Raw genomic sequence first — 24,114 nt, 5'->3', positions numbered from 1 at the left:
CGGTGGGTCCGTCCCACGTCAGGCGTTCGTAGCCGGTTGGTGTGCGGTGAGCTCCGCCTCTCGCAGCCAGTCGTTGTACCAGCGGGCGAAGGTGACCGGCTTCCCGTCCTGGTCGAGGAGCGGGACGAGGTCGGCGTCGTCTGCCCGACAGTCGGACCAGATGCTGCCGCGGTGGGGGCCGCTGATGACCAGCCACTCCCTCTGGGCGCAGCCGAGGTGGGAGATCACGATGGCGCCGGCTGTGCGCTCGGGGGCGTACATCAGGGCTTCCCAGCGTTCGTCCCATGCCTCGATGGCGTCGTCGAAGTCCTCGATCTCCTCGAAGTCCTCTTCTTCCGGGCGTACGGCGAGAAGTGCGTCGAGGTCTTCGGGATCCGGACCGTGCTCAGGAAAGGGCCGGGCGAGCATGGCCAGGTCGGCCAGCTCGGCACCGTCCCCTTCCCAGCGCCAGCGGCCCCGCACACGGCGAACGGGGAAGAGGCCGTATGCGGGACCCGCGCCGCCGGCGCCCACGCGGGTGAGGAAGCTCCGGTAGCCATCCGGCAACCGCACGCCTATCTGCGCTTCGAGTTCGGCGAGCCCGTCATCGGTCAGCGGGTCTTCCAGGACCCACCTGTGCCCGAGCGAGCCGAACACCTTGCCGCTCGATGGCTGGGCGCGCAACGCGACCACACGCTGACGAACACCGCTCCACTGCTGATCAACCATGGGCAGACCGTACGGCGAGCCACTGACAGTCGTCGCTGCGAGTCACCATCAGGCCGACGGGTAAGACAGAACACTTTTGCAAGCGGGTGCTTGCAAAAGTTAGCAAGACGGGGCAGCATCGAGGCATGGCCTCACTCAGCGTCGGCAATCTCGGCGAGTATCTGCGGGAGCAGCGCCGCAGTGCGCAGCTCTCCCTGCGGCAGCTCGCCGATGCCGCCGGGGTGTCCAACCCGTACCTGAGCCAGATCGAGCGCGGGCTGCGCAAGCCCAGCGCCGAGGTGTTGCAGCAGGTCGCCAAGGCGCTGCGCATTTCCGCCGAGACCCTGTACGTAAGGGCCGGGATTCTGGACGAGCGGCAGCAGGACGAGCTGGAGACGCGGGCGGTGATCCTCGCCGATCCGTCGATCAACGAGCGCCAGAAGAGCGTGCTGCTCCAGATCTACGCGTCCTTCCGCAAGGAGAACGGGTTGGACGACGAGCCCGAGGCCGGAACTCCTGTCAATGCCGACGGCAGTGCTGCCGATACAGCTTGAGAGTTCCTTCACCCTCACACCCAGTCTGATGATCCGGGAGGACCACAGTCATGGCCATCACCGATGACCTGCGCAAGACCCTCACCGACCCGACCCCCTCTACTTCGCCGCCGGCACCGCCGACCTGGCCGTGCGCCAGGCCCGCAAGGTGCCCGCGCTGCTCGAACAGCTGCGGGCCGAGGCCCCGGAGCGGATCGAGGCCGTACGGAACACCGACCCCAAGGCCGTGCAGGAGAAGGTCGCCGAGCAGGCCCGTGAGGCGCAGGCGACGCTCCAGGCCAAGGTCACCGAGGTGATCGGCGCCTTCGACACCGACCTGAAGAAGCTCGGCGAGAACGCCCAGGACCTGGCGCTGCGCGGGGTGGGCGTGGCCGCCGAGTACGCCGTACGGGCCCGGGAGACGTACGAGAAGGTCGCCGAGCGCGGCGAGCGCACCGTGCGGACGTGGCGGGGCGAGACCGCCGACGAGATCGTGGAGATCGCCGTCGTCGTGGAGCCGCGCAAGGAGTCCGAGCCGGCCGCCGCCCCGAAGCCGGCCGCCCCCGCGAAGGCCGCTCCCGCCGCGAAGCCGGCCACGGCCAAGCCCGCCACCACGGCCAAGCCGGCCGCCGCGAAGCCGGTCGCCGCCAAGCCCGCCGCTGCCAAGCCGGCCGCCGCCAAGAAGGCGCCCGCGCGGAAGCCCGCCGCGACGAAGGCCACCCCGCCCTCCGGCAAGTAGCACCGGTGTCCCCGGCAGGTGTGCCGGGGCGGCGGGTGGGCACATTCCGGGTGGCCCGTTCGTTGTCCCGGTACCTTGGCCGCGAGGCGCTATCCACTGACTAGGCGGTGCACATCATGTTGCTCGAAGGCTTCAACTCGTTCCTCGGGCTGCTCTACACGGCCATGCTCGTCCTCGCCGTGGTCGCTCTGGTCATGGCCCTGATGGTCCGCGAGGACGCCTACCGCGCCGCGGACAAGCAGAAGAAGTCGTTCTGGCTGATCATCCTCGGCGTCGCGGTGGCGGTGAACCTCTGGGTGCCGTGGCTCTTCCTCCAGCTCGCCGGGCTGATCGCCACGATCGTCTTCTTCGTGGACGTACGGCCCGCCCTCAAGGCCGTCACCGGCGGCGGCCGCCGGCGCGGCGGCTCCAGCAGCGACGGCCCCTACGGCCCCTACAACGGCGGGCGTTGAGCCCTCGCCGGTGAGGCCGGGCGCGGGCGCGGGATGTGCACGCTCCGCGCGCCGCCCGGGGCCCGGTGCCGGGCGGTCTCCTGGTCGCGGTCGAGCAGCAGGACCGCGACGTCGTCCGTCAGCTCCCCGCCGTTCAGCTCCCGCACCTGGGTGACCGCCGCTTCCAGCAGCTCCTCGCCGGTCAGCCCCTCGGCGAGCTGGCGGTTGACCATCGCCACCATGCCGTCCTGGCCGAGGCGCTGCGTGCCGTCGCCGACCCGGCCCTCGATCAGGCCGTCCGTGTACATCATCAGGCTCCACGACCCGCCCAGCTCCACCTGCCGGCGGGGCCACCGCGCACGCGGCAGCAGGCCCAGGGCCGGTCCGCCGTCCTCGTACGGGAGCAGCTGCGCCGCCCGTCCCTGGCGGGCGATCAGCGGCGCGGGGTGTCCGGCCAGGCAGAGGCCCGCGCGGCGGCCGTCCGGGGCGATGTCCACCGTGCAGAGCGTCGCGAAGATCTCCTCGCTCTCCCGCTCGTGCTCCAGGACCTCCTGGAGCGTGGACAGCAGCTCGTCGCCGCACAGCCCCGCCAGCGTCAACGCGCGCCACGCTATGCGCAGTTCCACGCCGAGCGCGGCCTCGTCCGGGCCGTGGCCGCAGACGTCGCCGATCATCGCGTGCACCGTGCCGTCCGGGGTGCGGACCGTGTCGTAGAAGTCCCCGCCGAGCAGTGCGCGGCTGCGGCCCGGGCGGTAGCGGGCCGCGAAGCGCAGGTCGGAGCCGTCGAGGAGCGGGGTCGGGAGCAGCCCGCGTTCCAGCCGGGCGTTCTCCTGGGCGCGCAGCCGGGACTCGGTCAGCTGGTGCTGCGCGACGTCGGCCCGTTTGCGCTCGACGGCGTAGCGGACGGCCCGGCTCAGCAGTCTGCTGTCCAGCTCGCCCCGGAAGAGATAGTCCTGCGCGCCCACCCGGACCGCCTCGGCGGCCAGCTCGGCGTCGTCCTCCGCGGTGAGGGCGAGCACGGCGTGCCGGGGCGCGATCCGCAGGACGTGCTTGAGGGTGGCGAGCCGGTCCTCCTCGCCCTCCCCGTCGCCCCGCGCCTCGGCGCCGCCCGGCAGGGCCAGGTCCAGCAGGATGCAGTCCACGTCGTCGGTGAGGAGCCGGCCCGCCTCGGTGAGGTTCCGGGCGGCACGGATACGGACCCGGGCACCGGCCGCGGCGGAGAGTTCCGGGGCGGTGAAGGTGCCCGCAGGGTCGTCCTCGATGAAGAGGAGGGTGAGGCCGGCGCCGGAGCTGTTCTCCGCGGCGGGCGCGGAACACGGCTGCGGTACGGATACGGGCATCGGTTCGGGTTTCCTTCCCTCCCCCGAGGGCGCGGCGGAGCGACGATCGACGACCCGCCAGACGGGGACCATAGCGGTACGGACCAGGGGAACGGAATGCCGACCCGCCCGCCGGGCCCGGCATATGCACCGCCATAAGCCGCGTCCCACCACGGATCAGGCGTGGTCGGCCGCGCCGAGGCGCCCGATCCCGGCATGACAAAGGTCACGCCCCACTCACCGCCGCAGTGGCCCGCCTCACTTGGGGGTGACGCGTCCGGCGTGGCGTCGCGCCACCACATCCGCGGGAGCGTGCTCCGCCCCGCCGTCCGCCCGAGGGCTACGCGTCGGGGCGGACCACGCCGAGTATCTGCATGGAGCCCGCGCCCGCCAGGGTGACGTCGCGGCCGGGGCGGGGGGCGTGGATGATCTGGCCGTTGCCCACGTACATGCCGACGTGGGTGGCGTCGGCGTGGTAGATGATCAGGTCGCCCGGGCGCATGTCCTCGATCGCGATGTGCGGCAGCAGCCGCCACTGCTCCTGCGAGGTACGCGGGATCGGGCGGCCCGCCGCCGCCCACGCCTGGGACGTCAGCCCGGAGCAGTCGTACGACTTGGGGCCTTCCGCGCCCCATACGTACGGCTTGCCGATCTGCGCGGTCGCGAAGGCCACCGCCTTCTTGCCGAGCGGGCTCGCGTCCCGGTTGATCTCCTTCAGCGCGCCGGAGTCGAGCCACGCGGTCTGCGCCTGCCGCGCCGCCTCCCGCTCCATTTCGAGAAGCCGGGCCCGCTCCTCCTTCTCCAGCCGCGATTCCAGCTTCTTCGCCGCCGCTATCTGCGCGTTGATCTTCTTCTTGGCCTTGGCCTGCTTGACGCGGTTGGCTTCGAGCTTGGTCCAGTTGGTGCTGGCGTCCTTGGTGTACGTCTCCAGGTCCTGCTGCGTCCTGGTCAGTTCCTCCAGGAGCCCCTTGGTGGCCTGCTGGCCCTGGCGGGTGCGGCTGATGCCGTCGAGGAAGAGCTGCGGGTCGCCGCTGAGCATGAGGCGCGCGCCCGGCGGCAGCCCGGCGTTGCGGTACTCCTCGCGGGCCTGGGCGCCGGCCCGGTTCTTGAGGGCGGCGATCTTCGCCTGGCCCTCGACTATCGACTGCGCCAGCTCGACCAGCTCGCCCGACTGCTTCTTCGCCTTCTCCTCGGCGAGGTTGTACGCGTCCGTGGCGGCGCCCGCCTCCAGGTACAGCTCGTCGATCTCCGCGCGCACCTGTTCCAGGCTCTTCCCGCCGCCGTCGGCGGACTCCGGCGGTGTCGGTGCGGCGAACGCCTGGACCGGCGAGGCGAGGACCGCCAGCGCGCAGACCAGAGTCATCGCCGCGGCGGCACAGTGGCGTCGGTACACGAGCTCCCCCTCCGAGCAGTTCCCAACTGTTCGAGCAGATCCAGCAACCAGACCGGTCAATTGTCTGATTAACCGTCAGTAACATGTGGCGTCGACCAGATCGTGCCATGCCGTACTGAAAAGCAACAGAGGCAGACACACCCCGGCCTACGGGCGGCACTTCGCTCTTCCGTCACTCCCCACCCCCGCACCCCCGACGTCCCACTCACTCCGACGAACGGTGCCCGCCGGCCGTTCCCGCCGCGGGGGTGAATCCCGGCGCGATGAGGACGCGCCCTCGCGCCGCCCGAGTGCGCCCCCTCACCACCCCCGGGGCTCCAGCGCCTCCCACGCCACCGTGACCTCGCCCTGGCGCCACCGCCGCACCCCGTCCGTCAGCGGCCAGTCGCCCGAGAGCGCCCGCACCGCCGTGATCCAGCGCTGCCGGGCCCCCAGCGAGGCGTAGGGTGCCGCGGCCGCCCACGCCCGGTCGAAGTCGCGCAGGAAGGCGTGCACCCGCTCACCCGGGACGTTGCGGTGGATCAGCGCCTTCGGCAGCCGTTCGGCGAGATCGGACGGCCGGTCCAGCGAGCCGAGCCGGGTCGCGAAGGTCACCGTGCGCGGCCCCTCCGGCCCCAGCGCCACCCACACGTGCCGGCGCCCGATCTCGTCGCAGGTGCCCTCCACCAGCAGCCCGTCCGGCGCCAGCCGCTCGCACAGCCGCCGCCAGACGCCGGCCACCTCGCCCTCGTCGTACTGGCGCAGCACATTCGCCGCCCGGATCAGGGAGGGCCGCTCCGGCAACGGGATCTCGAAGCCGCCGTGCCGGAAGGTGAGGCCCTCGCGCGCGTACGGCTGCGCGGCGGCGACCCGCTCGGGGGAGATCTCGATGCCGACCACCGCCGTGCGCGGTTCGGCGGTGCGCAGGCGCTCCAGGAGCTCGACGGCGGTCCAGGGCGCGGCCCCGTAACCGAGGTCGACGGCGACGGGGCTCCCGGCGCGGCGCAGGGCGGGGCCGTGCGTGGCGGCGATCCAGCGGTCCATGCGGCGCAGCCGGTTCGGGTTGGTGGTCCCGCGCGTCGCGGTGCCGATCGGGCGCATGACACAGAGCGTAACGATCCGGGCGGATGCGGGCGCCGGGCGGGCGGGTGACCATCGGGTCGGCCCCCGCGTTTGCCCCGTAATGATTTGGCAAAGCGGAAATGAAAGGAGGGATTCCGCTGTTCCCCACCTTCGAAGGGACCGTGCGCCCCTTCGGTGCCTTGCCGTGAACCGCGTCGGCACCGGGGCCCAGCGAGGAGGACGGACGACGTGACCCAGTACGTCTCTCGGCTCGGCAGCAGTCGTGGCGCACCGCGTCGCAGGTTCCCCGCAGGTCTCACCGGCTCCTTCACCGCCGGACACCGCAGGCCCCGCCGCATCGCGATGCTCTCCGTGCACACCTCCCCGCTGCACCAGCCGGGGACGGGCGACGCCGGTGGCATGAACGTGTACATCGTGGAGCTGGCCAAGCGGCTCGCCGCGATCAACATCGAGGTCGAGATCTTCACCCGCTCCACCACCGGAGGGCTGCCCTCCGCCGTGGACCTGGCGCCCGGTGTCCTCGTCCGGCACATCGACGCGGGTCCGTACGAGGGCCTGGCCAAGGAGGAGCTGCCCGCGCAGCTCTGCGCCTTCACGCACGGTGTGATGCAGGCGTGGGCCGGCCAGCGACCCGGCTATTACGACCTCGTCCATTCCCACTACTGGCTCTCCGGACACGTCGGCTGGCTGGCCGCGCAGCGCTGGGGCGTTCCCCTCGTGCACGCCATGCACACCATGGCCAAGGTGAAGAACGCCGCGCTCGCCGAGGGCGACACCCCCGAGCCCGCCGCCCGGGTCATCGGCGAGACCCAGATCGTGGACGCCGCCGACCGGCTGATCGCCAACACCGCCGAGGAGGCGGGGGAGCTGGTCCGGTTCTACGACGCCGATCCGCGGGCCGTGGCCGTCGTCCACCCCGGCGTCAACCTCGACCGCTTCCGCCCCGGCGACGGCCGGGCCGCCGCCCGCGCCCGACTCGGGCTTCCGCAGGATGCCCTGATCCCCCTCTTCGCGGGCCGCATACAGCCGCTGAAGGCCCCCGACGTGCTGCTGCGCGCGGTCGCCGTGCTGCTCGACCGGGACCCCTCGCTGCGGTCGCGGATCGTGGTGCCCGTCGTCGGCGGCCCCAGCGGCAGCGGCCTCGCGAAGCCGGAGGGGCTGCAGAAGCTCGCGGCCCGGCTGGGCATCGCGGACGTCGTACGGTTCCACCCGCCGGTCGGGCAGGACCAGCTCGCCGACTGGTTCCGGGCCGCGTCCGTGCTGGTCATGCCCTCGTACAGCGAGTCCTTCGGGCTGGTCGCGGTCGAGGCCCAGGCGGCCGGGACGCCGGTCGTCGCGGCGGCCGTGGGCGGCCTGCCGGTGGCCGTGCGCGACGGGGTCAGCGGCTTCCTGATACCCGGGCACGATCCGGCCGCGTACGCCCAGGCGCTGGAGCGGTTCGCGCGGGCGCCGGAGCTGGTCGCCCGGATGGGCGGGGCGGCGGCGGAGCACGCCGAGCGGTTCGGCTGGGACACGGCGGCGGCCGCCACCGCCGAGGTGTACTCGGCGGCCGTTCAGGAACACCGCAGGCGGACGCGCACCCGCGTGTGACCCCGTACGCCCCCGACCGCGCGTCCTTACCGCCTGACGTACGCTCGAAACATGGCTGACGCACCCGTACCGGCGAAGAACGAGGTCACCCGGGCCGCCCAGGTCCTCGAAGCGAGCTTCGCCGACGCCGGGCTCGACTGGGAGAGCCCCGCACCCGGCAGCTACGTCGTCCAGCTCCCCGGCACCCGCAAGCTGGCGACCACCTGCTCACTGATCGTCGGCGCGCACAGCCTCTCGCTCAACGCCTTCGTCATCCGGCACCCCGACGAGAACGACGCGGCGGTCCACCGCTGGCTGCTGGAACGGAACCTGCGCCTGTTCGCCGTGAGCTACGCGATCGACCAGCTCGGGGACATCTACCTCACCGGCAAGCTGCCGCTGTCCGTCGTGACGCCCGAGGAGGTGGACCGGCTGCTCGGCTCCGTGCTGGAGGCGGCGGACGGCGCCTTCAACTCCCTGCTGGAGATCGGCTTCGCGACCGCGATCCGCAAGGAGTACGCCTGGCGGGTCTCGCGCGGCGAGTCCACGCGCAATCTCGACGCCTTCGCGCACCTCACCCAGCGCCCGGCGGACTGACCTCGCGTCACCCCCGTACGCGCGTCGCGGACTCGATCTCGTCAAGCGTGTCCTCGTCACCCAGCGGAGCGACACGAAGTCGGCGGCCGGGTCGCCCCAGAACATCCGCTCCCCGTCGGTGCGCGAAGTGATCACGACGTCGTCACGATCATGTGCGATGCCCAAGGTAAAGGATTGCCAAACCACAGCGGGCTCATAGAGTTGGCTCACCCCCACGCACCCCCATCTCAGCCGCGCCGAACCCGGCGGGGCTGCTCGCGTGCGGGCGGAACACTTTGAGCAGAAGGACGGGCCATGCGACCCACTGTCATACGCCGTACCGCCGTTGCCGCCACCGTGATGTCCCTGGCGCTGTTCACCGCCGCCTGCGGTTCGGACGGTGACGACAAGGACGGCGGCAAGGCGGCCGGCTCCTCGGCCCAGCCGTCGGAGAAGGGCGCCGACAAGGGCGCGGAGGCCCCGCGAAGGCGCTGTCCGCCGCCGAGCTGGAGCAGGTCTCGCTGGCGCAGGGCGACGTCAAGGACCACAAGATCACCAAGGCCGGTCCGGCCGACCTGGTCGACGCCAAGGACGTGACGGCGGACAAGGAGTCCTGCGACGTCTTCGGTGACGCGCTGATGGGCGCCAAGGCCGGTACGCCCGTCGCCAGCACGCAGCGCAAGGTGGCCAGCGTGCCGAAGAAGGGCGCGGACAAGGACATCGCGGACCCGGAGGAGGCGTTCAAGGCCGCCTTCGACATCACGACCACGATGACCACGCTCGCGTCGTACGACGGCAAGGGCGCCGAGGAGACGCTCGCCGCGCTGCGCACCGCCGCGACGGAGTGCGCGGGCGGCTTCACGCTCACCGTCGGCGGGGCCGAGCAGAAGGTCGCCAAGATCGCGGAGGAGCAGGTCAAGGGCGGCGACGAGGCGGCGGCCTGGACGGTGTCGGTGGAGTCGGACGGCGAGAAGAACTCGCTCAAGCTCACCGCGCTGCGTCAGGGCGCGACGCTCGCCACGCTCAGCTCGATGAACCTCGCGGCCGCGGGCTCCGGCGAGGACTTCGACCTGCCGACCGCGGTGATCGACGCCCAGGCGAAGAAGCTCGCCTGACCTTCCGTCAAGGAAGCGGAACGAGCCGTACGACGGTGACGGTGAGGACCGAACCGGAGACGTAATAGAGCACGATCGCCCCGGCGACCGTCGCCTCCCGGCGATCGTGCTCCCCCTTGACGGCGGTCGACCCGTGCCCATAGGGCTCACGCCCCAGGGTCGCCGCCATCTCGTCCCGGAATGTTTCACCGTCCGTCATCTTGGCAAGGGTGTCGTCGGCGGGCGGCGCGTAGGAGATCCGGAAGCTCAAGCGACGCTCCGCCTCTCGGCCTCGTCCCGCGCCAGCCGGTCGAGAATCCGCTCGGCCTCCGGATCGGGCACGGCCTCCAGCATCCAGTGCCGCATCACGGCCTGGATCTCATGCACCCCGGCCTCGTTGATGGCCCGCTCGAACTCCGCCCGCCGCCCCTCCGGCAACGCGTCGCGGATCGCCGGAATGCTGTTGGGCACCTCGACCTCGGCACCCCCGACAAAGGTCTTCAAAGGCTCACCCATAACCGCCCTCCCGCTCTTCCCCGCATGGGGCACAGGGTACGGGCCGGGGTGACGCGCGTCACTTCCGCATCGAGTTCCGGGGTACGAAGAAGCCCCCGCCTGACCGTGCAGGGCGGGGGCCTCCGTGGGGCAGGTGCTACTTCTTGCCCTGGTTCTTCACGGCCTCGATGGCCGCCTTCGCGGCGTCCGCGTCGAGGTACGTGCCGCCCGGGTTCAAGGGGCGGAACTCCGCGTCGAGTTCGTAGGTGAGCGGGATGCCCGTGGGGATGTTCAGGCCCGCGATGTCGGCGTCGGAGATGCCGTCGAGGTGCTTGACCAGGGCGCGGAGGCTGTTGCCGTGGGCGGCGACCAGGACCGTGCGGCCGGTCAGGAGGTCCGGGACGATGCCGTCGTACCAGTACGGCAGCATGCGCGTGACGACGTCCTTCAGGCACTCCGTGCGCGGGCGCAGCTCCGGCGGGATCGTCGCGTAGCGCGCGTCGTCGCTCTGGGAGAACTCGGTGCCGTCCTCGAGGGCGGGCGGCGGGGTGTCGTACGAGCGGCGCCAGAGCATGAACTGCTCCTCGCCGAACTCGGCGAGCGTCTGCGCCTTGTCCTTGCCCTGGAGCGCGCCGTAGTGGCGCTCGTTCAGACGCCAGGAGCGGTGGACGGGGATCCAGTGGCGGTCCGCGGCCTCCAGCGCGAGCTGGGCGGTGCGGATGGCGCGCTTCTGGAGGGAGGTGTGCAGCACGTCGGGGAGCAGGCCGGCGTCCTTCAGCAGCTCACCGCCGCGGACCGCCTCCTTCTCGCCCTTCTCGGTGAGGTTGACGTCCACCCATCCGGTGAACAGGTTCTTCGCGTTCCACTCGCTCTCGCCGTGGCGGAGGAGGATCAGCTTGTACGGTGCGTCGGCCATGAGTCCGAGCGTAATCGAACCCGTCCGAGCCGCGCGCGACCGGTCACAGAGCGGACAGCGCCGTCGTTTGACGGTGCGCGTCAATCGGGTGGCAGTCGGACCGCATGAATTCGTAATGTTCGGACCGTCGGTGGACCACTTACTTCCCCCGGCGCCATCCGTCGTACGTCCCTGGGGGAACCGTATGTCTGCCACCGGTCTCGGACGGGCCACCCGTGCCACCCGGGAAACCGTCTCCGGGCTCCCCAGGGAGTTCTGGTGGCTGTGGACCAGCACCCTGGTCAACCGCCTGGGCGGGTTCGTCGCCACCTTCATGGCCCTGTATCTGACCCTGGACCGCGGCTACTCCGCCTCGTACGCCGGTCTCGTCGCCGCCCTCCACGGGCTCGGCGGGGTCGTCTCCTCGCTCGGGGCCGGGGTGCTGACCGACCGCATCGGGCGGCGGCCCACCATGCTCGCCGCCCAGCTCTCCACCGCCGCCGCGGTCGCCGTGCTCGGCTTCATGACGCATCCGGTGGCCATCGCCGGGGTCGCCTTCCTCGTCGGCATGGCGAGCAACGCCTCCCGCCCGGCGGTCCAGGCGATGATCGCGGACATCGTCCCCGCGAAGGACCGGGTGCGGGCCTTCTCCCTCAACTACTGGGCCATCAACCTCGGCTTCGCGGTCTCCTCCGCCGGCGCCGGGTTCGTCGCCGAGTACAGCTACCGCGCGGGCTTCCTCGGCGAGGCCGCGCTGACCCTCGTCTGCGCCATCGTCGTCTTCCTGAAGGTGCCGGAGTCCCGCCCGGAGCGCTCCGCACCGGCCGTGCCCGGCGGGGCTCCCGCCGACGACGGCGTACGGCTCTCCACCGTGCTGCGCGACGGACGGTTCATGGGCGTCGTCGGCCTGTCGTTCGTGATCGCGCTGATCTTCCAGCAGGGTTACGTGGGCCTGCCGGTGGCCATGGGCGCGGACGGGCTCAGCAGCTCCGACTTCGGTACCGCGATCGCCGTCAACGGCGTCCTGATCGTCGTGCTCCAGATCCCCGTCACCCGGTTCATCGCGAGCCGCGACCCGCGCCGGCTGCTCGTCGCCTCCTCGCTGCTCGCGGGGTACGGGTTCGGGCTGACCGCGTTCGCCGGTTCCGTCGGGGTGTACGCGCTGACCATCAGCGTGTGGACGGTCGCCGAGATCATCAACGCGCCCGTGCAGAACGGCCTGGTGGTCCAGCTGTCCCCGGCCCACGGCAGGGGCCGCTACCAGGGGATGTACACCCTGTCCTGGTCGGCCGCCGCGCTCATCGCCCCGCTGATGTCCGGTGTGGTCATCGACCACTTCGGCGCCGGCTGGCTGTGGGCGACCACCGCCCTCCTGGGCACGGTGGCCTCCGCCGGCTACTGGCTGCTCATGCGCGGCCTGCCGAAGGCGGAGACCGCGGTGGCGGAGACCGCCGCACCGGCGCGCCCGGCCGGGGCACGGGTCACGAAGGCGGAGGCGTCGCCCTCGTAACCCGTACGGCCCGGCGGTCGGGGGCGTCAGCCGGAGCAGCCCCCGCACTGGCACGGCGCCCCGGACTGGCAGCCGCATCCGCAGCCCGATCCGCAGCCGCAGGCGCCGAGGACGGTCAGCGGCACCACCTCGGCGGGGGCATCCGGCTCCGGTTCGGTCATGGGGGAGTCGGCCATGGTTCCTCCTCAAGGCGTACGACAGGGCCGCACGTCCACGGAGGGACCCGCGACCGGGGCGTACGGACAGGTCGTGCCGCCCCAGCCCATTGCATGCCCACCCGGACGGGCGCATCAACGGCGCACACGCGCAGGAACGTGTGTGCGAGCCGTGCGCGCGGGCGTGCGCCCGGCCGCCGAGCGCCCCGCCCTTCCCGCGCCGGAGCCGTCCTAAGCGCCCTCGACCGGACCGGGCTGCTGAATCTCGTCCGCGTGCTCACCCGTCACCAGGTAGACCACCCGCTTCGCCACCGACACCGCGTGGTCCGCGAACCGCTCGTAGTAGCGGCCGAGCAGCGTCACGTCGACGGCCGTCTCGATGCCGTGCTTCCAGCGGTCGTCCATCAGGTGCTGGAACAGCGCGCGGTGCAGCAGGTCCATCTCGTCGTCGTCCTGCTCCAGCTGGAGGGCGAGGTCGACGTCCTTGGTGACGATGACCTCGGCCGCCTTCGCCATCAGGCGCTGCGCGAGCTGGCCCATCTCCAGGATGGTGGCGTGCAGGTCGTGCGGGACCGCGGACTGCGGGAAGCGCAGCCGGGCCAGCTTGGCGACGTGCTGGGCGAGGTCGCCCGAGCGCTCCAGGTCCGCGCTCATCCGCAGCGACGTCACCACGATCCGCAGATCCGTCGCCACCGGCTGCTGGCGGGCCAGGAGCGCGATGGCCCGCGCCTCCAGCTCGTGCTGGAGGTCGTCCACCTTCTGGTCGGCGGCGATCACCGACTCCGCCAGCTTCAGATCGGCGTCGAGCATCGCCGTCGTCGCCCGGCCTATCGCCGAGCCGACGAGCCGGGCCATCTCGACCAGGCCCTCGCCGATCGAGTCGAGTTCCTCGTGGTACGCGTCACGCATGGGTGTCCCTCTCCAGTCCTTGACCGAGGCCGGGGCCCGCCGACGACCGGCTCCGAACCCCACGCCGCCACCGTGACGGGCGTACGCGTCGGATTCCGACCGGCCAAGTGAACCGGCCCTTGCCCCTCGGTGAACTCTGGGCGACGAGTGGCCGAGGAGGCCCCCGGACGGCTGGGAGAGTGTCCGAGGTGCCGCATAACCTGGACACATGGACGTGAACGCGGCGGTCGCCGCAGCTGCCGCGATCGCCGGTGTCGGTACCGGCGTGATCGCCATGCTGGCGTTCCGCTGGAGCGAGCGCGACCAGAAGAAGCCGACGCGCACCTCCCTGCGGCCCGACAGCGGCGCACCCCTGCCCCCGGGCGTCGACACGGTCCTGTCCGTGCTCTCCTCCTCCGCGGTGGTGCTCGACGAGAGCGACAGCGTCGTCAAGGCCAGCTCCGCCGCGTACGCGCTGGGGCTCGTCCGGGGCGGCCGCCTCGCCGTCGAGCCGATGCTCAACATGGCGCGGGACACCCGCCGCGACGGCGAGATACGCCAGGTCGAGCTGGACCTCCCGCGCCGGGGTACCGGCCGGGGCGAGGCCCTGGCGGTCTCCGCGCGGGTCGCCCCGCTGGGGTCCCGCCTGGTGCTGCTGCTCGTGGAGGACCTCACGGAGGCCCGCCGCATCGAGGCGGTCCGGCGCGACTTCGTCGCCAACGTCAGCCATGAGCTCAAGACCCCGACCGGGGCCCTCTCCCTGCTCTCGGAGGCCGTGCTCGACGCCTCCAACGACCAGGAGGCCGTCGAGCACTTCGCCCGCCGCATGCAGATCGAGGCGACCCGGCTCACCAACCTCGTCCAGGAGCTGATCGACCTCTCCCGGGTGCAGAACGACGACCCGCTGGAGGACGCCGAGCCGGTGCGCGTGGACGAGCTGGTCGCCGAGGCCATCGACCGCTGCCGCCAGCAGGCCGGCTCCAAGCAGATCACCATGGCCGCCGGCGGCACCGCCGACCTGCGGATATGGGGGAACCGCGGCCAGCTCGCCGCGGCCCTCGGCAATCTGGTCGAGAACGCCGTCAACTACAGTCCCGCCCGCACCCGCGTCGGCATCGCCGCCCGCCGCGTGGTCGTGCCCGGCGGGGACGAGATCGAGATCGCCGTGACCGACCAGGGCATCGGCATCTCCGAGAAGGACCGGGAACGGGTCTTCGAACGCTTCTACCGCGTCGACCCGGCCCGCTCACGCGCCACCGGTGGTACGGGCCTCGGCCTGGCCATCGTCAAACACGTGGCCGCCTCGCACGGCGGGGAGGTCACCGTGTGGAGCTCGGAGGGACAGGGCTCCACCTTCACCCTGCGGCTGCCCGAAGCGGGCTCCGCACGCGGCCGGGACCGCGCGCCCGGCGGCCCGCTCATCGTCAACGGCGACGAGGCGTCCCACCCGGACGCCGTCCCCGACTCCTTCGATTCGTTCCCTTCCCCGGAGGCCCTTCCGTGACCCGAGTGCTTGTCGTCGAGGATGAGGAATCCTTCAGCGACGTCCTGTCCTACATGCTCCGCAAGGAAGGCTTCGAGGTCGCCATCGCGGCCACCGGACCCGACGGCCTGGACGAGTTCGAGCGCAACGGCGCCGACCTCGTGCTGCTCGACCTGATGCTGCCCGGACTCCCCGGCACCGAGGTCTGCCGCCAGCTGCGCAGCCGCTCCAACGTGCCCGTGATCATGGTGACCGCCAAGGACAGCGAGATCGACAAGGTCGTCGGCCTGGAGATAGGGGCCGACGACTACGTCACCAAGCCCTTCTCCTCCCGCGAGCTCGTCGCCCGCATCCGTGCCGTGCTGCGCCGGCGCGGCGAGCCCGAGGAGGTCGCCCCCGCCGCCCTGGAGGCCGGACCGGTCCGCATGGACGTCGACCGGCACGTCGTCACGGTCTCCGGCGGCAAGGTCGACCTGCCGCTGAAGGAGTTCGACCTGCTGGAGATGCTGCTGCGCAACGCGGGCCGGGTGCTGACGCGGATGCAGCTCATCGACCGGGTCTGGGGCGCGGACTACGTGGGCGACACCAAGACGCTCGACGTCCATGTGAAGCGGCTGCGCGCCAAGATCGAGCCGGACCCGGGCGCGCCCAGGTTCCTGGTGACGGTGCGGGGCCTCGGGTACAAGTTCGAGCCGTAGGCCGGCCCGTACGCATGACATGGCCGAGGCGCCTCCCCCCGGCGGGGAAGGCGCCTCGGCCATGTGCGGTGCGGGGTGCGGCTCAGCCGGGCTGGCCGGACTCGGAGGCCGAGGACGAGGCCGACGCCTCGCCGGACGGGCTCCCGGACGCGTCCGGCGACGCGGAGCCGCTCGGGGAGCCCGAGGGGGAACCGGACGGCGAGGCGTCCGGCGTCTCCGAGGGCTCGGGCAGCGCGCTCGGGCCGAAGCCCTTGAAGTAGTGCGTCGCCGGGACGACGGAGGCGCCCAGCGAGATGTCGCCGGAGCGGCTGAACTTGAAGACCAGCGGCTGCACGTTGCCGTTCTCCGTGGCCTCGTCGCCGTTCTCGATCACGGCGGAGGCGTTGCCCTGGCCGCCCAGGATCACCCGGCCGCCGGCCGGGACGACGACCGGACCCGAGCCCTTGGCGGGGTGCAGCTGCACGGTGCCGCTGCCGCCCTTCAGGGTGATGGAGTCCAGGGTCTCCGGCTTGGAGCCGTTGTTGAACAGCGTGGCGGTGACGACCGCCGGGCCCTTGGCCTCGCGCTCGGGCTGCGTGATGACGTTGGCGTTCTGGATCTTGATGGAGCCGGACCGGGTGGAGGCGTTGTCCGGCCGCACCCCGAGCGTCTGCGCGTTGTTGCCCGCGCCGCATGCGGTGAGCGCGGTGATCGAGAACGCGATGGCAGTGGCGGCGAGGGCGCCGTGTCGAAGGCTGCGGCTCACGGCGGCGGCAACTCCTTGAACGAGCGGACGGGTACGGACGGGTCGGGCGCCTGGGGTAAAGCCGCCCTAAGGGTCTGTCAGCCGTCAGGTTACCGAGCCCTTCTCGCCGCCTCGCACCCGACCCGCCCCTGACGGGCCCGTGATCGCGGGGCCCGGACACGTACGGACATTCGCTGTCTCTTCACATAACGCGCTTGATCAAATTCCGGCCACACGTTCGCCCCGGGCTTCCCGGCTGTTCACGGACGGTGGCGCATTCATTGCGCATAATCCCCGCCGGGGTCGTACGTTGATCAATTTCATTGGCCATCGGCACTTACGTCCGAACGAGTGATCCATCACCGAACGGACTACGGAAAGTTCAGCAAGCGGAACCCGACAAAACGGGACGTTCGACCCCTGCGGAGCCGACCGGAGTGCGTGTAACGTCCGCGTTTCTCCGTCGCCGGACAGCCGCTCCGACCTGCGAATACCGTCTTCCGGGGGCCCTCCGCAGCACGTCCGTGTCTCTCTTGTCAAGCCCCGAGATATGCCCTGACCTGCGAAAACGCCATTCAGGAGTAGCGATTCTCGTGTTACGCTTGATAGCCACGGAAGGGGTACCTGTCACATGACGTTCAAGGTTGGCGACACCGTGGTCTATCCCCATCACGGGGCCGCGCTGATCGAGGCTATCGAAACTCGCCAGATCAAAGGCGTGGACAAGACCTACTTGGTGCTCAAGGTCGCTCAGGGCGACTTGACGGTGCGTGTGCCGGCGGACAATGCGGAGTTCGTGGGTGTGCGCGACGTAGTCGGGCAGGAAGGGCTGGACCGCGTCTTCGAGGTGCTGCGCGCACCGTATGCCGAGGAACCGACGAACTGGTCCCGGCGCTACAAGGCAAATCTCGAGAAGCTCGCGTCCGGCGATGTCATCAAGGTCGCCGAAGTCGTTCGCGACCTGTGGCGTCGTGAGCGTGAGCGCGGACTTTCCGCAGGTGAGAAGCGCATGCTCGCCAAGGCGCGCCAGATCCTGGTGAGCGAGCTCGCCCTCGCGGAGAACACCAACGAGGACAAGGCCGAGGCTCTCCTCGACGAGGTCCTCGCATCCTGAACCGGATGGCGCCGGTCATGACGACCGGATCGCACCGGCCGTAGATAATGTGCCGCGGTGCCCGCTGACCAGCCGTATTCACGCTGTGTCGTCGGGCGCTGCGGCATGTTTGGACACACCGGACCGCAATCCAACGGCGAATTCCGGCCACCTGCCGACGATCCCCGGTACACGTCCTTGGTACGTTGCTCGCGATCTTGCCGAACCCGGCGTACGAGACCGACCCCGAACGGCCGCGGCGTGTCCCGGCTCGCCCGGGGTCACGGAAAGGGTCCCGGTCGAGCTGTGGCGCAGCGCCCCGGCTCGCTTGTGGCCATACCCACGTCGGCCGTGGACACAAACATGCCGAAGCCTCGGAGTGCAACCGATGTCTGAACAACCGCGTCCTTACCGCACGGCCGCCGTGATCCCTGCGGCCGGCCGAGGCGTACGGCTCGGCCCCGGCGCCCCCAAGGCGCTCCGCGCGCTCGGCGGGACGCCCATGCTCGTCCACGCCGTCCGCGCCATGGCGGCCTCCCGGCACGTCTCCCTGGTCGTCGTCGTCGCACCCCCCGAGGGCGTCGCCGAGGTCCGCAGCCTCCTGGACGAGTACGCCCTGCCGGAGCGCACCGACTTCCTCGTGGTGCCCGGTGCCGACACCCGCCAGGAATCCGTGCGGCGCGGCCTCGACGCGCTCCCCGACACCATCTCCGCCGTCCTGGTGCACGACGCGGCCCGGCCCCTCGTCCCGGTGGACACCGTCGACACGGTCGTCGAGGCCGTACGCGACGGCGCCCCCGCCGTCGTTCCCGCCCTGCCGCTCGCCGACACCGTCAAGGAGGTCGAGCCCGGGGCCCCCGGCGCGCCCGAGCCGGTGCTCTCCACCCCGGCCCGCGCCCGGCTCAGGGCCGTACAGACCCCGCAGGGCTTCGATCGCGCCACCCTGCTCCGCGCCCATGAGCAGGTCGCCGTCAGCGGGGAGGGCGCGACCGACGACGCCGGCATGGTCGAACAGCTCGGCGCGCCCGTCGTCGTCGTCCCCGGACACGAAGAGGCGTTCAAGGTCACCCGCCCCCTGGACCTGGTCCTGGCCGAGGCGGTTCTCGCACGCAGGAGGGCCAACGATGGCTTCTGAGACCCCCGGGCCCGACCGGGCCCCCGCGCCGGTGATCCCGCTCGTCGGCATCGGCACCGACATCCACGCCTTCGAAGAGGGCCGCGAGCTGTGGTGCGCCGGGCTGCGCTGGGACGGCGAGGGCCCCGGCCTGGCCGGCCACTCCGACGCGGACGTCGTCGCCCACGCCGCGTGCAACGCGCTCTTCTCCGCCGCCGGTCTCGGTGACCTCGGGCAGCACTTCGGCACGGGGCGCCCCGAATGGTCCGGCGCCGCCGGGGTCACGCTGCTCACCGAGGCCGCCCGCATCGTCCGCGCGGCCGGGTTCGAGATCGGCAACGTGGCCGTGCAGGTCGTCGGCGTACGACCGAAGATCGGCAAGCGACGCGAGGAGGCGCAGCGGGTGCTGTCCGACGCCGTCGGCGCCCCCGTCTCGCTGTCCGCCGCCACCTCCGACGGGCTCGGTTTCACCGGGCGCGGCGAGGGCATCGCGGGCCTCGCGACCGCCCTCGTCTACCGCACCGGCTGACCCCCGCGCGGGCAGGCCCGCACCGGCCCCCGTAACAACTGCGCCCGCAATATCCACAGGGGCGCGGGGCACTGGTGCGGGCCCACTACCCTTGAGGGGTGACTATTCGCCTGTACGACACCAGCGCCCGGCAGATCCGTGACTTCGTCCCGCTCACAGCGGGCTGTGTCTCGATCTACCTCTGTGGCGCTACCGTCCAGGCCGCCCCGCACATCGGGCACATCAGGTCCGGACTGAACTTCGACATCATGCGCCGCTGGTTCGCCCACCGCGGCTACGACGTGACGTTCGTCCGGAACGTCACGGACATCGACGACAAGATCATCGCCAAGTCCGCCGAGCAGGGCCGCCCCTGGTGGTCCATCGGTTACGAGAACGAGCGGGCGTTCAACGCGGGCTACGACGCGCTCGGCTGCCTGCCGCCCACCTACGAGCCGCGCGCGACCGGGCACGTCCCGGAGATGATCGAGATGATGCGGGGCCTCATCGAGCGCGGCCACGCGTACGCCGCCGACGGCAACGTCTACTTCGACGTGCGCTCGTTCCCCGGCTATCTGGAGCTGTCCAACCAGGACCTGGACGATCTGCGCCAGCCCTCCGGCGAGGGCGAGACCGGCAAGCGCGACCAGCGCGACTTCGCCATGTGGAAGGCGTCGAAGCCCGGCGAGCCCAGCTGGGAGACGCCCTGGGGCCGCGGCCGTCCCGGCTGGCACCTGGAGTGCTCCGCCATGGCGCACAAGTACCTCGGCACCGCCTTCGACATCCACGGCGGCGGCATCGACCTGATCTTCCCGCACCACGAGAACGAGATCGCCCAGGCCAAGGCGTTCGGCGACGACTTCGCGGGCTACTGGGTGCACAACGGCTGGGTCACCATGTCCGGCGAGAAGATGTCGAAGTCGCTGGGCAACTCCGTGCTCGTCAGCGAGATGGTCAAGACCTGGCGCCCCATCGTCCTGCGCTACTACCTGGGCACCCCGCACTACCGGTCCATGATCGAGTACAGCGAGGAGGCCCTGCGCGAGGCCGAGTCCGCGTTCGCCCGGATCGAGGGCTTCATCCAGCGCGTCACCGAGAAGGCCGGCGAGACCGTCGCGCCCGCCGCCGAGGTGCCGCCGGCCTTCGCCGAAGCCATGGACGACGACCTCGGCGTGCCCCAGGCGCTCGCGATCGTCCACACCACGGTCCGCCAGGGCAACTCGGCCCTCGCCGCCGACGACAAGGAAGCCGCCGTCGCGCGCCTCGCCGAGGTCCGCGCCATGCTCGGCGTCCTCGGCCTCGACCCGCTCGACGACCACTGGGCCGGCGAGAGCGACCGCGGCGACGACCTCCACGGCGTCGTGGACACGCTCGTCCGCCTCGTCCTCGACCAGCGGCAATCCGCCCGCGCCCGCAAGGACTGGGCCGCCGCCGACGCCATCCGCGACCAGCTCAACCAGTCCGGACTCGTCATCGAGGACAGCCCGTCCGGTCCCCGGTGGACACTCGGCCCGCGCCAGTAGCCACCACATGCCGCCCGGTCCGCCGGGCGGCACACTGCACTTATACGTACGCACGACCGAAGCAACGAAACAGGTAGGTCATGGCCGGGAACAGCCAGCGCAGGAACCGCCGCACGTCCAACAAGAAGGGCGCCACGGTCGGCAGCGGTGGCCAGCGACGCCGGGGCCTCGAAGGCAAGGGCCCCACCCCGCCCGCCGAGCAGCGCAAGAAGCACAAGAAGAACCGCATCGCGACCGCCAAGGCCAAGCAGGCCGCCAACCGCCGCCCGGCCCCCCGGCGCGGCGGCGTCAAGGGCACCTCGGAGATGGTCGTCGGCCGCAACCCGGTGTACGAGGCCCTGCGCGACGGCGTCCCCGCCACCACGCTCTACGTCCAGCAGTACATCGACAACGACGAGCGCGTCCGCGACGCCCTCCAGCTCGCCGGTGAGCGCGGCAACATCAACCTCATGGAGGCGCCGCGCCCCGAGCTCGACCGCATGACGGGCGGGCTCAACCACCAGGGCCTCGTCCTCCAGGTCCCGCCCTACGAGTACGCCGACCCGCAGGACCTCCTCGAAGCCGCGTACGACAACGGCGAGGACCCGCTGATCGTCGCCCTCGACGGCGTCACCGACCCGCGCAACCTCGGCGCGATCGTCCGCTCCGTCTCCGCCTTCGGCGGTCACGGCGTCGTCGTCCCGGAGCGCCGCGCGGCCGGTATGACCGCGGGGGCCTGGAAGTCCTCGGCCGGCACCGCCGCCCGTACCCCGGTCTCCAAGGTCACCAACCTGACCCGGGCCCTCGAAGCCTTCAAGAAGGAGGGCATCGCGGTCGTCGGCCTCGCCGCCGACGGGGAGCACACCGTCGAGGACCTCGAAGCGCTCGGCGGTCCCGTCGTCGTCGTCATCGGCAGCGAGGGCAAGGGCCTCGGCCGCCTCGTCGGCGAGACCTGCGACTACCGCGTCCGCATCAACATGCCGGGCGGCGCCGAGTCGCTCAACGCCGGTGTCGCCGCCGGCATCGTCATGTACGAGGTCGCGCGCCGCCGCGCCTGATCGGACCGCGTGGGGGCGCGTACGCACTGTGTGCGCGCCCCCACGCGACCCCCCACCACCTGTTGACGGGTCTCGGACACCTTCGGCACGGTCAAGGCAGTGTCCTAATCACACATCACTCGGTTAGATGAGTGTGGACACCAGAACGCCTCGGTTCGACGAACTACCCGCCCTGAGCATGACCAAGGTGGACTGCGACCCTGCGCAGGTCATCGTCAACCACGCCAGCTTCCGGGTGCAGCTCGCCCCCGGCCAGCGCGCACGGCTGCGCGGTGTGACCCCCGCCGGCGCGCCCAGGATCCCCGCCATGAGCGCCCCCGGAGCCGGACGCGGCCGGCGCGCCCCCGTCGTCTGGAGCGGCAAGTCCGCCCCCGGCGACCCCGGCGCCACCGGGCTCCTCCAGGCCGTACGCAACTCCACCGCCGGCCGCCCCGATACCGCGTACGACCCCTACGACCCGTACGCCTCCTACGAGTTCGACCAGGGACGCGGCGGTGCCGGCACCCAGGTCATCCCGCGCCTCGACGAGTCCCAGCTCGAAGAGACCCAGCCCAACCCCGTCATCGGCGCACCCCGCTCCGGCGGTCCCCTGCTGCCCCCCATGCGCCGGGCGGTCGGCGCCTACGACCCCGTCGACCCCGGCCCGTACGACCCGGACGGCTACGACGAGCGGGGCCCGTACGACGACGAGCCCGCCGTCGACCTCACCGACGAGGAGGCCCGCGGCCGGCGCCAGGGCGCCCCCGACGATGTCCGCCACGCGTACTACCCGGGCCGCCGGATGAACCTCGGCGTCGTGCTCCTGCCGATGCGGGTCTTCCTCGGCTTCATCTCCATCTACGCCGGCATGGGCAAGCTCTGCGACCCCGTCTACTTCGACGGCGGCGAGCGCGGCTCGATGGTCAAGTGGCTCAACTCGCTGCACCCGTGGGCGCTGGCCGAGCCGCTGCGCGAGTTCGCCCTCTCGCACCCGGTCGGTGCCGGGCTCTCGATCGCCTTCCTCCAGGTCGTCGTCGGTGTCCTCACCGTCCTCGGGCTCTGGCAGCGCGTCGCCGCCACCGTCGGCGCCCTGCTGTCCGCGGCCCTCCTGGTCACCGTCAGCTGGCGCACCGTCGCCGCCTACGACGCGCCGGACATCATCTACCTCGCCGCCTGGAGCCCCCTGATCATCGCGGGCGCCCCCGTCTACTCCATCGACGGGCGGCTCGCCGGGGAAGCCTGGCGCAAGCTCGGCCCCCGCTCGGAGATCTGGGACCTGCGCCGCCGCGTGCTGCGCCGGGGCGCGGTCGTCGCCAGCGTCGTCGTCGGCCTCACGCTGCTGATCGGCTCCGTTCTCGGCGGCGCCGTCCGCTCCACGGAGGTCGTCACCGTCCCGGGCCCGCACGGCGTCCCGACCAACCAGCTGCCCGGTTCGCCCCTCCCCGACAAGTCCCGCAAGGGCAAGGCGTCCAAGAGCCCCACCGGCCACCAGCCCACGCCCTCGCACAGCACCGCACCGCACACGCCGTCCGCCGACGCCTCCACCCCGTCCTCGGACGGCGTCCGGGAGACGGGCCAGGCGGCGGGCGCGAGCACCGGACAGCCCAGCCAGACCCAGGGCACCGGCCAGCAGCCGCCGCAGCAGACCACCCCCAGCAGCCCCCCGCCACCAGCTCCGGCCCCAGCTCCTCCGGGACCACCGGCACCGGCGGCGGCTCCAGCACCGGCGGCTCCGAGCCCGACCCCGGCGCCTCCTCGGGCGGCAGCGGCGACGGCGGCAGCGGTGGCGGCCGCAACCCGATCGGCGGCCTCCTCGGCTGACGGCGGGTACCCGCACAGGAAAGGGGCGGGCCCGGAGGGAAAACCTCCGGGCCCGCCCCTTTCCGTACGCCCTACCGCCCGTCCAGCTCCTTGGCGGCCTCCGTCAGGTCCTTCGCGGTGTCGATCGCCCGCCAGTACGCCCCGTGCGGCAGCGGATAACCGGCGAGCCGGCGTTCGCGGGCCAGCCGGGGGAACGTCGTCCGCTCGTGGTCGCCCCGGTCCGGCAGCAGTCCCGTGAACGCGGGGGAGAACACGTACACCCCCGCGTTGATCAGGTACGGCGACGGCGGGGCCTCGATGAAGTCGGTGATGTGCCCGAACGCGTCCGTCTCGACCGCGCCCCAGGGAATCCGGGGCCGGGCCAGCGCCAGGGTCGCGGTCGCGTCGCGCTCCGCGTGGAACGCCGCCATCTCGCGCAGCGAGAACCGCGTCCAGATGTCCCCGTTGGTCGCGTACCACGGCTCGTCCGGCGCGGGCAGCCGCGCCGCCGCGTACTTCAGGCCGCCGCCGCGTCCCAGCGGCTCGGACTCCACGACCGTCGTCACGCGCAGCGGCAGCACCGCGTCGGCCAGCCACTCCTGGAGCACTTCGGCCAGATGCCCGCACGACACCACGGCGTCGGTCACGCCTTCGGCGGCCAGCCAGGAAAGCTGATGGCCGATGATCGGCGTCCCGGTACCCGGGATCTCGACCATCGGCTTGGGGCGGTCATCGGTGTACGGGCGCAGCCGTGACCCCTGGCCACCCGCCAGGATCACGGCCTGCGTCGGAAACGTATGCATGCCAGG

At 71.8% G+C, this 24,114-nt stretch carries 23 protein-coding genes and 3 pseudogenes; 15 read left to right on the top strand and 11 right to left on the bottom strand.

Going from position 1 to position 24,114, the window contains the following annotated elements; genetic code table 11:
• Positions 1-18: 18 nt before the first annotated feature.
• Entirely contained in the window at positions 19-708 is a 690-nt protein-coding gene (locus tag NEH16_RS14535; protein ID WP_265542718.1) for an SMI1/KNR4 family protein, read from the bottom strand.
• Between the two features lie 125 nt (positions 709-833).
• Between NEH16_RS14535 and NEH16_RS14530 the strand changes: the two genes are divergently transcribed.
• The 3 genes and pseudogenes from NEH16_RS14530 to NEH16_RS14520 all read left to right on the top strand — a co-directional run bounded on the left by NEH16_RS14530 (position 834) and on the right by NEH16_RS14520 (position 2,411).
• Positions 834-1,241, top strand: a complete 408-nt coding sequence (locus tag NEH16_RS14530) for a helix-turn-helix domain-containing protein (RefSeq protein ID WP_073964772.1) — start codon at positions 834-836, stop codon at positions 1,239-1,241.
• Positions 1,242-1,291: 50 nt separating this feature from the next.
• Positions 1,292-1,959, top strand: a pseudogene (locus NEH16_RS14525) (hypothetical protein).
• A gap of 116 nt (positions 1,960-2,075) precedes the next feature.
• Complete coding sequence (locus NEH16_RS14520) at positions 2,076-2,411, top strand: DUF2516 family protein (protein WP_073964919.1); 336 nt, start codon at positions 2,076-2,078, stop codon at positions 2,409-2,411.
• Here the strand turns inward: NEH16_RS14520 and NEH16_RS14515 are convergent.
• The 3 genes from NEH16_RS14515 to NEH16_RS14505 all read right to left on the bottom strand — a co-directional run bounded on the left by NEH16_RS14515 (position 2,393) and on the right by NEH16_RS14505 (position 6,182).
• On the bottom strand, positions 2,393-3,730 hold the full coding sequence (locus NEH16_RS14515) for a PP2C family protein-serine/threonine phosphatase (protein WP_265542716.1): 1,338 nt from the start codon (positions 3,728-3,730) through the stop codon (positions 2,393-2,395). The two genes, NEH16_RS14520 and NEH16_RS14515, sit on opposite strands and share 19 nt — an antisense overlap.
• Positions 3,731-4,049: 319 nt before the next feature.
• On the bottom strand, positions 4,050-5,102 hold the full coding sequence (locus NEH16_RS14510) for a C40 family peptidase (RefSeq protein ID WP_265542714.1): 1,053 nt from the start codon (positions 5,100-5,102) through the stop codon (positions 4,050-4,052).
• A 300-nt stretch (positions 5,103-5,402) separates the two neighbouring features.
• Positions 5,403-6,182 carry a class I SAM-dependent methyltransferase gene (locus tag NEH16_RS14505; protein WP_265542712.1) on the bottom strand — a complete coding sequence of 260 codons (780 nt, stop codon included), beginning with the start codon at positions 6,180-6,182 and terminating at the stop codon, positions 5,403-5,405.
• Positions 6,183-6,392: 210 nt separating this feature from the next.
• On the opposite strand from NEH16_RS14505, the gene mshA reads away from it, so the two are divergent.
• The 3 genes and pseudogenes from mshA to NEH16_RS14490 all read left to right on the top strand — a co-directional run bounded on the left by mshA (position 6,393) and on the right by NEH16_RS14490 (position 9,424).
• Positions 6,393-7,754, top strand: a complete 1,362-nt coding sequence (mshA, locus tag NEH16_RS14500) for a D-inositol-3-phosphate glycosyltransferase (protein ID WP_265542710.1) — start codon at positions 6,393-6,395, stop codon at positions 7,752-7,754.
• 51 nt (positions 7,755-7,805) lie between these two features.
• The gene (locus tag NEH16_RS14495; protein WP_265542708.1) at positions 7,806-8,330 is read left to right on the top strand and encodes a YbjN domain-containing protein; all 525 of its coding nucleotides are present in this window, start codon (positions 7,806-7,808) and stop codon (positions 8,328-8,330) included.
• Positions 8,331-8,624: 294 nt separating this feature from the next.
• Positions 8,625-9,424: pseudogene (locus NEH16_RS14490) on the top strand (hypothetical protein).
• 7 nt (positions 9,425-9,431) lie between these two features.
• Here NEH16_RS14490 and NEH16_RS14485 read toward each other — a convergent pair.
• The 3 genes from NEH16_RS14485 to NEH16_RS14475 all read right to left on the bottom strand — a co-directional run bounded on the left by NEH16_RS14485 (position 9,432) and on the right by NEH16_RS14475 (position 10,814).
• Positions 9,432-9,674 (bottom strand): hypothetical protein, encoded by a 243-nt coding sequence (locus NEH16_RS14485; RefSeq protein ID WP_073964764.1) that lies wholly within the window; start codon positions 9,672-9,674, stop codon positions 9,432-9,434.
• Positions 9,671-9,919 carry a hypothetical protein gene (locus NEH16_RS14480; RefSeq protein WP_073964763.1) on the bottom strand — a complete coding sequence of 83 codons (249 nt, stop codon included), beginning with the start codon at positions 9,917-9,919 and terminating at the stop codon, positions 9,671-9,673. Before NEH16_RS14480 ends, NEH16_RS14485 begins: the two co-directional genes overlap by 4 nt.
• 136 nt (positions 9,920-10,055) lie before the next feature.
• Positions 10,056-10,814: a phosphoglyceromutase gene (locus NEH16_RS14475; protein WP_265542705.1), complete on the bottom strand. Its 759-nt coding sequence runs from the start codon at positions 10,812-10,814 to the stop codon at positions 10,056-10,058.
• A 184-nt stretch (positions 10,815-10,998) separates the two neighbouring features.
• Between NEH16_RS14475 and NEH16_RS14470 the strand changes: the two genes are divergently transcribed.
• A complete protein-coding gene (locus tag NEH16_RS14470) occupies positions 10,999-12,303 on the top strand; it encodes an MDR family MFS transporter (protein ID WP_265542703.1) in 1,305 nt (434 codons plus the stop codon).
• A gap of 26 nt (positions 12,304-12,329) precedes the next feature.
• Here the strand turns inward: NEH16_RS14470 and NEH16_RS14465 are convergent, their stop codons facing one another.
• Both NEH16_RS14465 and phoU read right to left on the bottom strand, forming a co-directional pair.
• A complete protein-coding gene (locus NEH16_RS14465) occupies positions 12,330-12,479 on the bottom strand; it encodes a hypothetical protein (RefSeq protein ID WP_199879031.1) in 150 nt (49 codons plus the stop codon).
• A 210-nt stretch (positions 12,480-12,689) separates the two neighbouring features.
• Positions 12,690-13,367 (bottom strand): phosphate signaling complex protein PhoU, encoded by a 678-nt coding sequence (gene phoU, locus NEH16_RS14460; protein WP_073964760.1) that lies wholly within the window; start codon positions 13,365-13,367, stop codon positions 12,690-12,692.
• Between the two features lie 208 nt (positions 13,368-13,575).
• On the opposite strand from phoU, the gene NEH16_RS14455 reads away from it, so the two are divergent.
• Together NEH16_RS14455 and NEH16_RS14450 are read left to right on the top strand one after the other, a co-directional pair.
• Positions 13,576-14,850, top strand: a complete 1,275-nt coding sequence (locus tag NEH16_RS14455; protein WP_265542697.1) for a sensor histidine kinase — start codon at positions 13,576-13,578, stop codon at positions 14,848-14,850.
• On the top strand, positions 14,847-15,527 hold the full coding sequence (locus tag NEH16_RS14450) for a response regulator transcription factor (RefSeq protein ID WP_018519642.1): 681 nt from the start codon (positions 14,847-14,849) through the stop codon (positions 15,525-15,527). The genes NEH16_RS14455 and NEH16_RS14450 overlap by 4 nt, the downstream gene beginning before the upstream one ends.
• Positions 15,528-15,609: 82 nt before the next feature.
• Here the strand turns inward: NEH16_RS14450 and NEH16_RS14445 are convergent, their stop codons facing one another.
• Positions 15,610-16,272 (bottom strand): DUF461 domain-containing protein, encoded by a 663-nt coding sequence (locus NEH16_RS14445; RefSeq protein ID WP_073964758.1) that lies wholly within the window; start codon positions 16,270-16,272, stop codon positions 15,610-15,612.
• A gap of 610 nt (positions 16,273-16,882) precedes the next feature.
• Between NEH16_RS14445 and NEH16_RS14440 the strand changes: the two genes are divergently transcribed.
• The 6 genes and pseudogenes from NEH16_RS14440 to NEH16_RS14415 all read left to right on the top strand — a co-directional run bounded on the left by NEH16_RS14440 (position 16,883) and on the right by NEH16_RS14415 (position 23,326).
• A complete protein-coding gene (locus NEH16_RS14440) occupies positions 16,883-17,365 on the top strand; it encodes a CarD family transcriptional regulator (protein ID WP_006380568.1) in 483 nt (160 codons plus the stop codon).
• Positions 17,366-17,732: 367 nt separating this feature from the next.
• Positions 17,733-18,479: a 2-C-methyl-D-erythritol 4-phosphate cytidylyltransferase gene (ispD, locus tag NEH16_RS14435; protein ID WP_265542684.1), complete on the top strand. Its 747-nt coding sequence runs from the start codon at positions 17,733-17,735 to the stop codon at positions 18,477-18,479.
• Complete coding sequence (gene ispF, locus NEH16_RS14430; RefSeq protein WP_265542682.1) at positions 18,469-18,987, top strand: 2-C-methyl-D-erythritol 2,4-cyclodiphosphate synthase; 519 nt, start codon at positions 18,469-18,471, stop codon at positions 18,985-18,987. Before ispD ends, ispF begins: the two co-directional genes overlap by 11 nt.
• A gap of 98 nt (positions 18,988-19,085) precedes the next feature.
• Positions 19,086-20,489 carry a cysteine--tRNA ligase gene (gene cysS / locus NEH16_RS14425; RefSeq protein WP_073964754.1) on the top strand — a complete coding sequence of 468 codons (1,404 nt, stop codon included), beginning with the start codon at positions 19,086-19,088 and terminating at the stop codon, positions 20,487-20,489.
• Positions 20,490-20,569: 80 nt separating this feature from the next.
• Complete coding sequence (gene rlmB / locus NEH16_RS14420) at positions 20,570-21,526, top strand: 23S rRNA (guanosine(2251)-2'-O)-methyltransferase RlmB (protein ID WP_073964753.1); 957 nt, start codon at positions 20,570-20,572, stop codon at positions 21,524-21,526.
• Positions 21,527-21,704: 178 nt separating this feature from the next.
• Positions 21,705-23,326, top strand: a pseudogene (locus NEH16_RS14415) (DoxX family membrane protein).
• A 71-nt stretch (positions 23,327-23,397) separates the two neighbouring features.
• On the opposite strand, the gene NEH16_RS14410 reads toward NEH16_RS14415, so the two are convergent.
• Complete coding sequence (locus NEH16_RS14410; RefSeq protein WP_164638746.1) at positions 23,398-24,108, bottom strand: nucleotidyltransferase family protein; 711 nt, start codon at positions 24,106-24,108, stop codon at positions 23,398-23,400.
• Positions 24,109-24,114: the final 6 nt, after the last annotated feature.

This window comes from Streptomyces drozdowiczii (assembly GCF_026167665.1).
Classification (GTDB): Bacteria; Actinomycetota; Actinomycetes; order Streptomycetales; family Streptomycetaceae; genus Streptomyces; species Streptomyces drozdowiczii_A.
This window is presented reverse-complemented; position numbering and strand designations above follow the sequence as displayed.

What these genes read in the sequence shown, in the direction of transcription:
- NEH16_RS14535 (WP_265542718.1), bottom strand. Translation starts at nt 708, where the DNA reads ATGGTTGATCAGCAGTGGAGCGGTGTTCGTCAGCGTGTGGTCGCGTTG.
- NEH16_RS14530 (WP_073964772.1), top strand. Translation starts at nt 834, where the DNA reads ATGGCCTCACTCAGCGTCGGCAATCTCGGCGAGTATCTGCGGGAGCAG.
- NEH16_RS14520 (WP_073964919.1), top strand. Translation starts at nt 2,076, where the DNA reads ATGTTGCTCGAAGGCTTCAACTCGTTCCTCGGGCTGCTCTACACGGCC.
- NEH16_RS14515 (WP_265542716.1), bottom strand. Translation starts at nt 3,730, where the DNA reads ATGCCCGTATCCGTACCGCAGCCGTGTTCCGCGCCCGCCGCGGAGAAC.
- NEH16_RS14505 (WP_265542712.1), bottom strand. Translation starts at nt 6,182, where the DNA reads ATGCGCCCGATCGGCACCGCGACGCGCGGGACCACCAACCCGAACCGG.
- NEH16_RS14495 (WP_265542708.1), top strand. Translation starts at nt 7,806, where the DNA reads ATGGCTGACGCACCCGTACCGGCGAAGAACGAGGTCACCCGGGCCGCC.
- NEH16_RS14480 (WP_073964763.1), bottom strand. Translation starts at nt 9,919, where the DNA reads ATGGGTGAGCCTTTGAAGACCTTTGTCGGGGGTGCCGAGGTCGAGGTG.
- NEH16_RS14475 (WP_265542705.1), bottom strand. Translation starts at nt 10,814, where the DNA reads ATGGCCGACGCACCGTACAAGCTGATCCTCCTCCGCCACGGCGAGAGC.
- NEH16_RS14470 (WP_265542703.1), top strand. Translation starts at nt 10,999, where the DNA reads ATGTCTGCCACCGGTCTCGGACGGGCCACCCGTGCCACCCGGGAAACC.
- NEH16_RS14465 (WP_199879031.1), bottom strand. Translation starts at nt 12,479, where the DNA reads ATGGCCGACTCCCCCATGACCGAACCGGAGCCGGATGCCCCCGCCGAG.
- phoU (WP_073964760.1), bottom strand. Translation starts at nt 13,367, where the DNA reads ATGCGTGACGCGTACCACGAGGAACTCGACTCGATCGGCGAGGGCCTG.
- NEH16_RS14455 (WP_265542697.1), top strand. Translation starts at nt 13,576, where the DNA reads ATGGACGTGAACGCGGCGGTCGCCGCAGCTGCCGCGATCGCCGGTGTC.
- NEH16_RS14440 (WP_006380568.1), top strand. Translation starts at nt 16,883, where the DNA reads ATGACGTTCAAGGTTGGCGACACCGTGGTCTATCCCCATCACGGGGCC.
- ispD (WP_265542684.1), top strand. Translation starts at nt 17,733, where the DNA reads ATGTCTGAACAACCGCGTCCTTACCGCACGGCCGCCGTGATCCCTGCG.
- ispF (WP_265542682.1), top strand. Translation starts at nt 18,469, where the DNA reads ATGGCTTCTGAGACCCCCGGGCCCGACCGGGCCCCCGCGCCGGTGATC.
- rlmB (WP_073964753.1), top strand. Translation starts at nt 20,570, where the DNA reads ATGGCCGGGAACAGCCAGCGCAGGAACCGCCGCACGTCCAACAAGAAG.
- NEH16_RS14410 (WP_164638746.1), bottom strand. Translation starts at nt 24,108, where the DNA reads ATGCATACGTTTCCGACGCAGGCCGTGATCCTGGCGGGTGGCCAGGGG.